Origin of the sequence: Paraclostridium sp. AKS73 (assembly GCF_025671395.1) — a bacterium.
Classification (GTDB): domain Bacteria; phylum Bacillota; class Clostridia; order Peptostreptococcales; family Peptostreptococcaceae; genus Paraclostridium; species Paraclostridium benzoelyticum.
In genome coordinates this window covers 25,592-38,991 of record NZ_JAIXHU010000030.1, presented here as the reverse complement: position 1 = coordinate 38,991, position 13,400 = coordinate 25,592, and the positions used below count along the sequence as shown (strand labels likewise).

Below are 13,400 nucleotides of genomic sequence, written 5' to 3'. Positions count from 1 at the left end.
TTTTTCTCCTTTATTAATTTTTAAGTAAAATATCCTTTTGTTTTTTTAAAATTAATAAATTCATTTTATATTTTTTCTTTATATATGTATTTATATATCTTTCTATATCTTTATCTTCATAGTCTACTACTGGCATATTCACATTAAACTTAAGTCCATCATAGTCGATATTATTTTTATCTGCTACTATCTTTACAGTTTTAAAACCTTGTATTATGGATGTTTTTATTTCATTTATACTAATATTTTCATTTAATTTTAAATTTATAAAAATAGCAGAAATTGATACAATTGTAATTATAATTAAGGGTATAATCTTTTTTATATTTACCATAGTATATATTCCTCCTGTTGTATAATATATAGTATGTGGTTTATAAGTGAAAAATATTATATCCATATTTTGTAATAAATTTAATTTAACTTGAACTACTAAGCCTTCTTAGTAATTGTATACTTTCTAAGCATAAAAAAGCCTTAAAGTTAAACTTTAAGGCTTTTTTATTTATCTTCCTAATATTTTATTAATTTGTTGTTTGTATGCGTCAGCTTTAGCTCCGTATATAACTTGGATTCCTTTACCAACTTCCATAACCCCAACCGCACCAAGTTCTTTAAATCTAGATTTTTGAACTTTAGCAGTATCTTTTACTTCAACTCTTAATCTAGTTATACATGCATCTACAGAAACTATATTTTCAGATCCTCCTAATGCTTCTAAAACATATGGTGCATTTTCTTCTATTTCACTATTAGCTGATTTTCCATCTTTTTCTGCTTGATAATCAGCTTTTGTATATAATTTTGTTTCTTCTTCATTTTCATCTCTACCTGGAGTTTTTAGGTTTAGTTTAATTATTAAAGTCTTGAATAAGAAGTAATAAACTACTGCATATACAGCTCCTACCATTATAACTCTTAACCAGTTAGTTGGAACTCCTGCTCCAGCTGGAAGTATTCCGAATAATGAGAAGTCTATAAACCCTCCAGAGAATGTCATTCCTATAAATACATTTAATACATCCATTAATAAGAATGAAAGACCTGCAAGTATACAGTGAACTCCATATAAAACTGGTGCAACAAATAAGAATGTAAATTCTAATGGTTCAGTTATACCTGTTAAGAAAGATGTAACTGCTGCTGATAATAATAAACTTCCAACCACTTTTTTCTTACTTGGAGCAGCTGTATGATACATTGCTAATGCTGCTGCAGGTAATCCAAACATCATGAATGGGAATTTACCAGCCATAAATCTTGTTGTTCCTGCTACTATTCTTGACATAGTTTCTGGTGAAGCTCCTACTAAATCTTGCATGCTTCCTAATTGTGCAAAGTATGCATAGTTTGCACCTTGAACTGTTTGCCAAGCTCCATCTATTAACACATGACCATCAACAAAAGAACCAAACCAGAATGGTGTATAGAATACATGGTGTAATCCAAATGGTATTAATGATCTTTCTATAACTCCGTAGAAGAATGTTCCTACTGCACCTGCATTGTTAACTCCTAATGCTATAAATGCTATTCCATCTTGAACAAACGGCCAAACAAATGCAAGTATCCCACCTACAATTGCCATAACTATTGAAACTACTATAGGAACAAATCTTGACCCTGAGAAGAATCCTACAACTTGTGGTAATTGTATATTGTAATACTTATTGTGTAAAGTAGCTGTAACTATACCAGTTATAATACCTCCAAATACAGACATATTAAGTGTATATATACCTAATGTTGTAGTTACATATGTTGCATACTGAGCTGGAGTACTATCCGGAGTTATAACTCCTAATTGTGTAACTCCTAATCCAAGTAATACACCTATAACTTTATTCATTATTAAGAATCCAAATACTGAAGCAAGTGCTGATGTACCTTTATCTTCTTTTGCAAGTCCTACTGCTGTACCAACTGCAAATAATAGAGGTAAATTTCCAAATACTATATCTCCTACACCTTGCATTATCTGTAAAACTACGGTTACTGCAGGTATAGATACAAACGCTATTAGTGGTTGATATATAGCTGGGGCATTTTCTAATGCTGCTATATTAAGAAGTGCTCCACCAACTCCTAATAATATCCCTGCAACAGGTAATGCCGCTATTGGAAGCATTATAGCTTTACCTATTCTTTGTAAAAATTGAAGCATATTATAATTCCTCCTTAATTTTTTAGTATGACTAATCAAATTAAATTTAAATTAACATTTTATACATATTACTATGATAAATAAAAAAGAGCTAAAATATTCATATTTTTACGTATTATAAAATAATCGTATAAATACAAATATATTAGCTCTTGCCTGCTTTACCAGTAACACGCTCATTTATTAAGTATATGTTAATTATAGCATCTAATTTTAACCTTGTAAACAATTTCCCGACTTTTTTCTATCATTATTTTTGTTTTTGTTATTAGTCTATCAATGTGTAGTGTAATGAATCCTATTTCATTTTCACTTAGCTTTATATCATAATTTTCATTTAAATAATTACATAGTGTTTCAGATATATTGTATGATGTCTTTAATTTTTCCTTTATATGGTCTAATAACATATTTTCCTCTGAAATTCCTTTTACGGCTCTATTTATAGCTAATCTTAAATGTATTATCAGCCTATTATAATATATAGAGTCTTTGCATATATTTATACCTAATTCTTTTTCTAAAAAATCAATAGCTTCTTTAATCATTATAGCTTGTTTAGCACTATCAACAACTTTTGTTTTATTTAATATTCCATTTATATGCATAGTCACAAACGCAACTTCATCTTCTGTTAAACTTATCCCCAACGCTCTATTTATAAAATCAATTATATCTTTAGCTAAATCCCATTCGTATTCATATAGTGTTTTTAATTCTGCCCTAAATTGATTTTCTAAATATATGTTGTCAAAATATCTTTCTATAGCAAATACTAAGTGATCTAATAAAGCCATATGAGATTTATCATTCATGTCCATATTTATACTATCATCTAATATAGATAAACTTTCTGTAGCAACACCAATATACGTTGGATTTATAGAATTATATAATTCTTCTATATTTTTATATCTATCTTCATTTATAACAAATATTTTTTCAATTTTATTAGTATCTTTAAAAATTGAATTTACAGTTGCCTTAAATCCAATTCCACTTCCTACTAAAATGTACTCTTTATTTTGATTTTCTTCTACACATAAGATAACATTATTATTGAAGCTCTTTATAATTTTGTACATATATGCCCTCCTAACTATAGACTATGTGAGAGTTGAATTAAATATGGTTTTCCCATATATAAATATACAATATTTCATACTTTAAGTATACCTGTTTATTTATAATTAATCGCTAAATTTACATAATATTAAATATTTTTATAAAACTTTTTTTATCCAAAACAAAAATCTAATTTAATATTTTATTTTCATTTTTGTCCTTTTAGGGTATAATATGCATTAGGTATATACATAACTTTTTAACAATCTTAATTATTGTTTTTTAAAGTTAATTTTCTTATGGAGGTTTTTAATATGTTAGTTTCAGCTAAAGAAATGTTAAACAAAGCTAGAGAAGGTAAATATGCTGTTGGTCAATTCAACATAAATAACTTAGAGTGGACTAAAGCAGTATTACTTACAGCTCAGGAAAACAATTCTCCAGTTATACTAGGGGTATCTGAAGGTGCTGGTAAGTACATGGGTGGATATAAAACTATAGTTGGTATGGTTAATGGAATGTTAGAAGAATTAAATATAACAGTTCCAGTAGCTCTACACTTAGATCACGGTAGTTATGAAGGAGCATTAAAAGTAATAGAAGCAGGATTCTCTTCTGTAATGTTTGATGGTTCTCATTATTCTATTGAAGAAAATATAGAAAAAACAAAAGAAGTAATAAAAATAGCAAATGCTAAGGGAATATCTGTAGAAGCAGAAGTTGGTTCTATAGGTGGAGAAGAAGATGGTGTTGTTGGTGCTGGTGAAATAGCTGACCCTAATGAATGTAAATTAATAGCTGATTTAGGTGTTGATATGTTAGCAGCTGGTATAGGAAACATACATGGTCAATATCCAGAAAATTGGGCTGGATTAAACTTTGATGCTTTAGAAGCTATAAACAATGCTACAGGAGACATGCCATTAGTTTTACATGGTGGAACAGGTATACCTGCTGATATGATACAAAAGGCTATATCTTTAGGTGTTTCTAAAATAAATGTTAATACAGAGTGTCAATTAGCTTTCGCTGCTGCTACTCGTAAATATATAGAAGAAGGAAAAGACTTACAAGGTAAAGGTTTTGACCCTCGTAAAGTTTTAGCTCCAGGATTCGAAGCTATAAAAGCTACTGTTAAAGAAAAAATGGAATTATTCGGTTCTGTAAACAAAGCTTAATATATAAATTAAAAGCTATCTCATAAATTGAGATAGCTTTTTAGTTTATATTATTTTAATTTTTCTTGTGTAACTTTACAATTGTTTCAACATGAGGAGTATTTGGGAACATATCCATGCATTTAACCTTTTCTACATCATATCCATATTTTTTAAACTCTACTAAGTCTAATACCAAGGTTTTTGGATTACAAGATATATAAACAATTTCTTTAGAATCAAATTTTGATATGTCTCTTATAGCATCTTTATGAACTCCTGGTCTTGGTGGGTCTACTATTATTATATCTGGCTTAGCTTTTAATTTATTAACTGTTTTAGCTACATCCCCTGCTATGAATTCGCAATTTGTTAAGTTATTTAACTTTGCATTTTTATTTGCAGCTTCAACAGCTTCCTCTATAATTTCTATACCATAAACCTTTTTAGCTTTTTCAGCCATAACTTGTCCTATTGTTCCAGTCCCACTATATAAGTCAAATACTACCTTATCATTATGTTCCCCGACAAACTCTCTAGCTATTTTGTATAATTCTTCAGCACCTTTAGTGTTTGTCTGGAAGAATGAAAATGGAGATATTTTAAATTTAAGACCTAAAAGTTCCTCTTGTATATAATCTCTTCCGTGTAAAACTCTTAATTCGTCACAATTAACTGCATCTGCTAACCCGTCATTTATTGTGTGTAATATACTTACTAAATCAGCTTTTAAGTCTAAGTTTAGAAGCATATCTTTATATTCTGTCATGTCGAAATTTTCTTGAGATGATGTAACAATATTAACCATCATTTCATTTGTATTTATACCTTTTCTTACTACAAGATTTCTTAAATAACCTTTATGACTCATGTTTCTGTAATAAGGTGCATTCTTTTCGTTAAAATATTCTACTGTAGATGTTAAAACTTTTATAAAATCATTGTCTACTAAAAAACATCCATCAACAGTTAAAATATCAATATGCTTCCCTTTTTTGTGTAATCCTAAAGTTAATGGTCCATCTTTCATTTCATCTCCGAAAGTATACTCCATTTTGTTTCTATATTCTTTAGTTTGAGGACTTTGCTCGATACCTTGGAAGTTAAATCCAAATATATCTTGCTCTAAAAATAAATCCATTACTTGTCTTTCTTTTATTTTTAATTGTTTTTCATAAGGCACAGATAACATACTACACCCACCACATACGTTAAAATGCTTGCATGGTGTTTCAGTCTCTAGTGGTGAGTTTTCTAAAAGTTCCATCATTTTTACTTCCGCTTTTCCACTCTTAGTCTTTTTAACTGAAGCCTTAACTTTTTGTCCAGTTATGCCGCCTTTCATATATATGTCTCTATTTCCTAAACGACTTACTGACGTTCCTCCAAATTCCATTTTATCTATCTCAAATTCTATAATATCTCTTCTTTTCACTCTTTAATCCTCCGTATACAAAATTATCTTTCTTCTATTAATTTAACTTCTTCTTCTGTTAATTCTCTATATTCTCCCAACTCTAAACTTTCATCTAGATTTAGTTTTCCCATAGAAAGTCTCTTTAAGTACATAACTTTTTTGTCTACACTTTCAAACATCCTTTTTACTTGATGAAACTTTCCTTCATGTATAGTAAGTTCTATTTTAGATACATCTCCACTTTCAAGAATAATAAGTTCTGCTGGCATAGTTTTATAGCCATCATCTAATATTACTCCTTCTTTAAAAGCTTTTATATCATCTTCTGTTACAACTCCATCAATTTCTGCAAAGTAAGTTTTAGGAACATGACTCTTTGGTGATAAAACCCTATGTGATAATTGTCCATCATTAGTTAATACTAATAATCCCTCAGTATCCTTATCTAATCTTCCTACTGGAAACGGTTCAAATGCTAATGATTTCTTATCTATCAAATCTAAAACTATAGGATCATGTTTATCAAAAGTAGCTGATATATATCCATCTGGTTTGTTTAACATTAAGTATATAAATTCTTTATATTCTATAGTTTCTCCATCAAAATTTATAATATCTTTATCTGTATCAACTTGAAGACCCGGGTTATTTTCTATTTTCCCATTTACTTTAACTAGTCCATTTTTGCAATCTCTCTTTATTTCAGCTCTACTTCCATATCCTAGGTTAGAAAGTACTTTATCTAATCGTTGTTTTTTAGCCATAATCTGTACCTTCCTTTAAAAATGTTCTCCATTTTCATAATACTTTTCTTTCTCAAAAACTGTAAAAGCTAAATCCATACTTTCTACATCTAAATTATTTCTTATACTATCAGTTATAATTTTAGCAACTACATCTTGAACTTCCTGTCCTCTATCAAACCATGCAACTTCTACAAAAGGATATACCTCTGCAATCTTCCCATCTCTTATAGCAACTGACTTTATACACTCTATTTCAAAATAATCTCTTGGGCATTTAACTGCTTCAACTAATTTATCTATCATATTCTCGCTTATTTTACATACATCAGTTTCATTTATTCCTCTTATTTTTATTTGTGGCATCTCATTTCCATCCTTTCTTTTATTTTTATTCATCTTATTTTATAGGTATTATTATACTTTTAATTTTTCATTATTACAATTTATATTCTTTTACATTAAAATAGGGGTGTCTTAAATGTTTTTATTTAAGGCATCCCCAAAACTATTTTTAGCTATAAAATTTAGAATCTCCATTTAATTGTTTTTTCCTATTAACTCAGTCAAACTAGTAAGTGATGCAATGCTTATATCTTTAAAGCTTATTACAAATACCAACTTAAAATCTGTAAATGTTTCATCTATACTATACACATTAAAAAAGCATCTTATATCATCATTTAAATACTGTTCTCTTAAATCCGACTCAATTTCATCTGTAATATCTTTTACAAAAGCTCTTACATCTTCAAATAGTATTTGAAATTCTTCTACTGTAGCTTCTTCACCTAGTTCTTCAAGTAGTTCATTAATCTCTTCTACTGAAAACATACTATCATCTAACTGACAATCAAATGCCATTATACTGTCTTCTTTTATATCTTTAGATATATCTTGAACACTAACAAAGTCTTCGCGTTCACTTAACATGTGTTTTATATCTTTACTTTTTATACTTATTGTTTGTTTTTTATTATTTATTTTAACTTCTAACAACTATCTAGCCCCCCATTTTAAGTTTATTGGAGACTTAATATAAATGCCTTTATATCATCCCAATTTTTTACTCTTATTATATTTTCATTTTCAATATTCTTGTTATAATTATTGTCTAATAATAACACAGTTAATCCTTCAGATGCCAATTGTTCAGCGTTACTTGGATTATCTTCTATAAATATATTACATTCTAATTCTTTTGCTTTACTAACTTTGTAATCACTTCCTAATAAGTGTACATCTATATATCCTAAATCATTATCAGATAGCCATCCTGTAGTTATATCCTTCAATATCTCACTTCTAGCTGTAACAAAGTACAAGTTATGATTTTCATTTAATTCCTTTATAACTTCTTTAGCTCCATCTACAACATTAGCTTCTTTGTAAGCATGTATGAAATCAGTGTGAAATGATTGTAATAAATCATCTAGTTCAACTTGATATAATTCTTCTAATTTATGTGTTACACAGTCTTCTTCTGTTATTTTTTTATTGTACATATCATTTAAGTACGGAATAAAATGATATGGATTAGTTATCGTTCCATCTATATCTATGCATATATTTAACTTTCCCATTTTTACCTCCAACTAAAACTTTATATTATTGTAGTTAAAACATTATAACATACTAGATATTATAAATCAAAATAACACTATTTAGTATATGTTTGTGTTTTAAAAAAATTCACTTTGATTGTTTATATGTATAAATAACTTTTATAATTTATCTACATTTTTTAGTAAGTATCCCTTTTTAAGCGTAAAAAGCTTGTACAATACAAGCTTTTTTTGTTCTACGTTAAACATTATATCAAATTTCTATAAACTTTTTATTGTATCTACAAAATTCTTAATTTCATTATCAGATAAGCTAAGATACTCTTTTATCTGGCTTATATACTTTAAGTTTTTAGTTTTTAACATGTTTTGTGCACATTCCATAGCTTTGCCCCTTAAGATATAAGCTTTTTGTACACATATTTTAGAATATTCTAATTGATTAGTTGCATCTTCATTAGAAAGTTTAGGTACTTCCATATCTTCGTAAGTTTGCACTACTTCATCACACATTTCTTTAGCATATGCAACATCTTTTTTAGCTTTGTTTATAGTATTAACATTTATATCTAAATTTTTAGTATTCGGAAGACATTCCCTCATAGGTACTAATGCTTTTCTTTCTATTTTATATATTTCGCTTTTAAAATTTTGTATTGTCTCTTTATCACTTTTTTGCATAGATACGCTATCTACTTCATTTGTATTAGATTCTTCTTTCTTAGAATCATTCTCTGTATTTGAAGATTGCTTTTCACTATTTTCAACTTTCTTAGTTTCTTTTAAATCGGATTGTTTAACTTCTATTTTTCATTTTTATATTTGGCTTCTTGATTATCTTCATACTGTTCATTAAAAGCATAACTTCTATATTCTAAAATTTCTTCTATTTTATTTATCGTGCTTATATATATATTACAGATTACTATAACAGTGGCAACTACTACATACATACCTCCATATATGCTTGCCCTTTTAAAATCTTCTTTATTTTTAAACAAGATCCATAAAGGCAATATATATAAAAGTAAAATTACTAATGCCCATCTCACATTAACAACTCCTTTACCTAAAGTTTATATTTCAGGTTTGATATATCAATAGTATTTACCATATTTTATTAATTAATCCATAATTTTTATTAAATTAAAATCTACATAATCACAAGATACCAAATTATATTCAACTTCATTTCTAATTCCCTTTAATCCCATTTTAAATGATTCTTTTCCATGTAAATGCCCATATACCACTTTTTCAACTCCGTAAGACTCATATATTTCTGTAAACAAAGATGGGTCTAATTTATCATTAGTCGGTGGATAATGAGTTATAACTATTATCTTTTTAAATCCAGCCTTATTAGCTGCATCTAACGAAAGTTTTAATCTATGAGCTTCTCTTTTATAAATTTTCTCATCGTCTTCTGTGAACTTAACATCATTAGGGCATATCCAGCCTCTAGTTCCACAAATTGCATATTCTTCATATTGATAGAAGTTGTTTTGTAAGAAACTCATGTCATCATACAATTTATTTAATTTTGCTACTGTAGTCCACCAATAGTCATGGTTTCCTTTTACATATATCTTTTTTCCAGGAAGACTATGTATTATATTTAAATCTGCTTCTGCCTCGTTCATATTTATAGCCCAAGATGTATCGCCAACAATTAAGACTGTATCTTCTTCATTAACTTTACTTTTCCAACTATTAATTATCTTTTCTTCGTGATTATCCCAGTTATCTCCAAATATGTTCATAGGCTTATTAACAGCAGTTGAAAAATGTAAATCTCCTATTGCATATAAACTCATGTTAATGTCCTTTCTAATTATATTGATTTTCTTAAGCGTAAAAAAAGAAGCGAGATTACTACTCTCTTCTTTTTTATTATACCCTTCTAAAAGAGTATCTATCTCATTTTTTAAAGCTAGTATTTCAGTTATATCTCTTTCCGTATCAATCCTATCTAATCTTCTTTGATATACTATAGCTTTATGAGTTTCACCTAAATCGTAAAGCTCTTGTATTTTTCCTAAAACATCTCTAACCGTTATAGATTTAACTTGATACATAACTTGGGCTTTCATTATATGTTCTCTAATTTCGCTCATCTCTTGATCTAGTAAAAATGCTGCATCAGCCGCTCTTCTTAATCTCATAGCTAAATCCTCTGGTATGTAGTGTTCATATTTATATTTTAAAGAATGCTCTATAGTAGCCCAAAAGTTCATAGCTAGAGTTCTTATTTGAATCTCACATAAAATTTCTTTGTATCCTAACGCAGTATTTATAGGATATCTTATTATTACGTGGTAACTTCTATATCCACTGTCTTTAAAGTTTTCAATATAATCCTTTTCGTAGACTATTTCCATATCATTTCTTGATTTTATAAGATCCACTATAGTATATATATCTTCAACGAATTGACACATTATTCTTATTCCAGCTATATCTTCCATATCTTCCAAATTAGCAATATCCAGCCTTTTTGCTTTTGATATTATGGATGAAATTTTTTTAGTTCTTCCGGTTACAAACTCTATTGGAGAATACTCTCCTCTTTTTAAAAATTCTTTTCTTATATTCTTAAATTTAACTTTTAGTTCTTCCACAGCGTGTTCATAAGGAACAAGTATCTTATCCCACTTTTCGTATTCCATTATTTCTCACCCTTTATTTTCAGATTTGTCAACTTCTATATTTTAACATAAATTATATTCATTTTGTATAATAAAGAACATCTCCATCTTCTATAAAATATTTAATTTCACCTAATTTATTTAGGTAACTTATCATTCCAACCAAGGTCGACTTAAAGAAATGGTATTCTTTATAATTATAACTTAAATTATTCTCATTCAATATAATTTTCAAAATAGACTCTAAGCTTGTAGGCTCTTTAATTATATTTCTTATTTGCTTTAAATATTTATTCACTGATTCTCTATGTTTTTTCACCAAGTCTAATGTTTCTAATTTATCTAACTCTTTTTTACAATGACCTAGCACAGCATATTCAAAATCTATTGTATGTAATAAATCCAATGAATCTAAATATGCTTCTACATCAAATATAAATAATAAATCAAACTTATATAAAAGTTCCTCTCCTACCAGCATGTCTCCTAAAAAAAGCACCTTATCTTTAGTTAGTACTCCTATTGAACCAGCTGTATGGCCTTTTAAATCAATTATTTCTATATATTCGCCATTTATATGTAATTTTCCTGGTTTTATGGTCCTATCTATACTTACATTTTTCATATTTTTACTCATTAATATATTATCAAAAATTCATTAGTATTTCCACCCATTATATATGTAGAAAATAAGATAGGATTATCTATATACAACTTTGAATAGAAACTAGACATATTTACTAAATTAGGGTATTTTTCTTTAAATTGATATACCGCTCCATAGTGGTCATTGTGTTCATGCGTATTTATCATCCATTTTATGGTTATTCCTTCTTTTTCTAAGTCTCTAATTATATTTCTAGGTCTAACACCTGGAAGCCCTGGATCTATAATCAAAGCACTTTTATCATTAAACACATAAACCCCAGTGTTTGTTCCTCCTCTTATGTAAAAAGAGTTTCCTTTTATATTTTTAAATCTCATTAGAATCACCTTACAATACTATTGTTTTTAATCTATCTAAAGCACACTTTCTAACGCTCTCATCTTTTGATACTCTTATTTTTATGTTATAAGCTGTATCTTCGTATAATAATGATTCTATAAAATACTCTACGATACCTCTATCCTTGAATTCTATATTCATTATTCCTTTTGAATAAATTTTCGAATCTAATACCATCATAGAATCTGCAAAGTTAAGTCTTTCATCTTTTCTCAAATATCTATCATTTGGTTTAAATGATTCACAGTAATTTATTTTAAAATTCACAACATCATTATTAATTTCAAATTTATATTTATCTTTTATTAAAGATGCATACTCTTTATTTCTATTACTTATATTTTCTAAGTTTGAGTTATAGTCCTCTTTTGTCCAGTGTCCATATATTCTGCAATTTAAAGGTCTCACTTCATAAATTAAGCATCTATTATTTTCATCTTTAAATGGACAAGGACTCTTTTTTACATATTCTAAGAGATAATAATCTATAACCTTGCTCAAACATTTTTTTCTTAAATCTTCATCAAGGCTTAAATAATGGTATATATTTATAAATTCAATTAAATTTATACCTACTGATTCCATACAACAATTACCACACCCTGTACAACTTCCATTAGGTACAGATTCATATACTTTATTTAACTCATCTATTAACTTATTTTCTTTTGCAAAATTTATGCTTTTCTCTATATCAATCTTTTTAGGCTAGCCATTATTAATACTCCTTGTTATAATTATTAGGTTAATACAAACACTTATTATAACATATTTTTTCGAAACTTATTAGGAGGTACTTTTATATGAATAGATATACAAAAGTTATAAATATGATGGAAAGTTACTATACAAAAGATTATGAAAAGAAGAAAAAAAACGTAACTAAAGTTAGGGAAGTAAGAGAAGATACTGTTAGAAAATTCTTCTTACAAGGTGATTGCGAAGTTTTAGTAATATTAGAAGATAGCGGTAGAGAAATACTATTAGATGACTTTTCTTCAGAAGAAGATATAAAAAAATACTTAGGCCCTAAGTTTATAAATAAAAAATAATTCTTCTACCTTAATTTGAGGAGTTTGATTTTGTGTTATAAAACTTAAAATTGAGGTAATAATATAATATATAAATATTTAAACAATATTTAACTCAATCTCCCCAATTGTGAGCTTTCGTTCCCCCGATGAAAGCTCTTTTTTTATTATAATATTGATATTTAAAATTTTTGGAGTATAATAGTTTATTAATAACTATTAAGGAGTTGTTGTTTATGATTAAAATAGGAAATTTAAATTTAGATACAGAATTTGACTATAGAATTATAAGAGAGGAAGATAACGATATAGATTTATTTATTGATATTAATTATAGAAGCTTAGATATAGATTGTGGCGATAGTAGCATCTTCTTTGCATCAAGGTTACAATTTCCATTCGTTAGATCAATAATACTTAGATTCAATAAATTAAATAATTTAATGACAGTGCATCTTATGAGAGATATTGATTTATTCTCTGCATTCGCAAACTTTGAAATTGATTACTCAAATTCAAGTATATCTATTAAAAACGATAAGGAAAAAGTAATTTTTACTAAACAAGCACTATAATTGCAAATAAATAAGGGGGCCTTAATAGG

Annotated in this window: 17 protein-coding genes and 1 pseudogene; 3 read left to right on the top strand and 15 right to left on the bottom strand. The window is 27.6% G+C overall.

All coding sequences use genetic code 11. From position 1 onward, the window contains the following. Positions 1–13: 13 nt before the first annotated feature. The 3 genes from LEQ07_RS14645 to LEQ07_RS14635 form a co-directional block, all read right to left on the bottom strand. Positions 14–334, bottom strand: coding sequence for a hypothetical protein (locus LEQ07_RS14645; protein ID WP_263331215.1), 321 nt, complete (start codon positions 332–334; stop codon positions 14–16). A 171-nt stretch (positions 335–505) separates the two neighbouring features. After that, positions 506–2,164, bottom strand: a complete 1,659-nt coding sequence (locus tag LEQ07_RS14640; protein WP_046822023.1) for a PTS transporter subunit EIIC — start codon at positions 2,162–2,164, stop codon at positions 506–508. Between the two features lie 194 nt (positions 2,165–2,358). After that, positions 2,359–3,249, bottom strand: a complete 891-nt coding sequence (locus tag LEQ07_RS14635) for a PRD domain-containing protein (protein WP_263331214.1) — start codon at positions 3,247–3,249, stop codon at positions 2,359–2,361. A gap of 294 nt (positions 3,250–3,543) precedes the next feature. Between LEQ07_RS14635 and fba the strand changes: the two genes are divergently transcribed. After that, the gene (fba, locus tag LEQ07_RS14630) at positions 3,544–4,407 is read left to right on the top strand and encodes a class II fructose-1,6-bisphosphate aldolase (protein WP_046824182.1); all 864 of its coding nucleotides are present in this window, start codon (positions 3,544–3,546) and stop codon (positions 4,405–4,407) included. Positions 4,408–4,462: 55 nt separating this feature from the next. Here fba and rlmD read toward each other — a convergent pair whose 3' ends face one another. The 12 genes and pseudogenes from rlmD to LEQ07_RS14570 all read right to left on the bottom strand — a co-directional run bounded on the left by rlmD (position 4,463) and on the right by LEQ07_RS14570 (position 12,350). Further along, positions 4,463–5,821 (bottom strand): 23S rRNA (uracil(1939)-C(5))-methyltransferase RlmD, encoded by a 1,359-nt coding sequence (rlmD, locus tag LEQ07_RS14625; protein ID WP_263331213.1) that lies wholly within the window; start codon positions 5,819–5,821, stop codon positions 4,463–4,465. A gap of 23 nt (positions 5,822–5,844) precedes the next feature. Next, complete coding sequence (locus tag LEQ07_RS14620; RefSeq protein WP_046824180.1) at positions 5,845–6,567, bottom strand: pseudouridine synthase; 723 nt, start codon at positions 6,565–6,567, stop codon at positions 5,845–5,847. 15 nt (positions 6,568–6,582) lie between these two features. Then, positions 6,583–6,912 carry a DUF1904 domain-containing protein gene (locus LEQ07_RS14615; RefSeq protein ID WP_024619959.1) on the bottom strand — a complete coding sequence of 110 codons (330 nt, stop codon included), beginning with the start codon at positions 6,910–6,912 and terminating at the stop codon, positions 6,583–6,585. Positions 6,913–7,086: 174 nt separating this feature from the next. Further along, positions 7,087–7,545, bottom strand: a complete 459-nt coding sequence (locus LEQ07_RS14610) for a hypothetical protein (RefSeq protein ID WP_263331211.1) — start codon at positions 7,543–7,545, stop codon at positions 7,087–7,089. A 23-nt stretch (positions 7,546–7,568) separates the two neighbouring features. Next, positions 7,569–8,129: a 5' nucleotidase, NT5C type gene (locus LEQ07_RS14605; protein WP_021428469.1), complete on the bottom strand. Its 561-nt coding sequence runs from the start codon at positions 8,127–8,129 to the stop codon at positions 7,569–7,571. Between the two features lie 243 nt (positions 8,130–8,372). Then, positions 8,373–8,792: a hypothetical protein gene (locus LEQ07_RS14600; protein ID WP_263331210.1), complete on the bottom strand. Its 420-nt coding sequence runs from the start codon at positions 8,790–8,792 to the stop codon at positions 8,373–8,375. A gap of 122 nt (positions 8,793–8,914) precedes the next feature. After that, entirely contained in the window at positions 8,915–9,163 is a 249-nt protein-coding gene (locus tag LEQ07_RS14595) for a hypothetical protein (protein ID WP_263331209.1), read from the bottom strand. A 72-nt stretch (positions 9,164–9,235) separates the two neighbouring features. Then, a complete protein-coding gene (locus tag LEQ07_RS22640; RefSeq protein ID WP_046824177.1) occupies positions 9,236–9,928 on the bottom strand; it encodes a metallophosphoesterase in 693 nt (230 codons plus the stop codon). A 78-nt stretch (positions 9,929–10,006) separates the two neighbouring features. Next, a pseudogene (locus LEQ07_RS22635) lies at positions 10,007–10,780 on the bottom strand (GTP pyrophosphokinase); the annotation flags it as partial. A 58-nt stretch (positions 10,781–10,838) separates the two neighbouring features. Next, entirely contained in the window at positions 10,839–11,396 is a 558-nt protein-coding gene (locus LEQ07_RS14580; RefSeq protein ID WP_263331208.1) for a hypothetical protein, read from the bottom strand. Then, positions 11,396–11,743, bottom strand: coding sequence for an MBL fold metallo-hydrolase (locus LEQ07_RS14575; protein ID WP_263331207.1), 348 nt, complete (start codon positions 11,741–11,743; stop codon positions 11,396–11,398). Before LEQ07_RS14575 ends, LEQ07_RS14580 begins: the two co-directional genes overlap by 1 nt. Before the next feature lie 10 nt (positions 11,744–11,753). Continuing rightward, on the bottom strand, positions 11,754–12,350 hold the full coding sequence (locus LEQ07_RS14570; RefSeq protein WP_442952431.1) for a YkgJ family cysteine cluster protein: 597 nt from the start codon (positions 12,348–12,350) through the stop codon (positions 11,754–11,756). Positions 12,351–12,568: 218 nt separating this feature from the next. Here LEQ07_RS14570 and LEQ07_RS14565 point away from each other — a divergent pair, with 218 nt between their 5' ends. Together LEQ07_RS14565 and LEQ07_RS14560 are read left to right on the top strand one after the other, a co-directional pair. Then, positions 12,569–12,817: a hypothetical protein gene (locus tag LEQ07_RS14565; protein WP_021428389.1), complete on the top strand. Its 249-nt coding sequence runs from the start codon at positions 12,569–12,571 to the stop codon at positions 12,815–12,817. Positions 12,818–13,032: 215 nt separating this feature from the next. Then, complete coding sequence (locus tag LEQ07_RS14560) at positions 13,033–13,371, top strand: hypothetical protein (RefSeq protein WP_021428442.1); 339 nt, start codon at positions 13,033–13,035, stop codon at positions 13,369–13,371. The last annotated feature ends 29 nt before the right edge of the window (positions 13,372–13,400 follow it).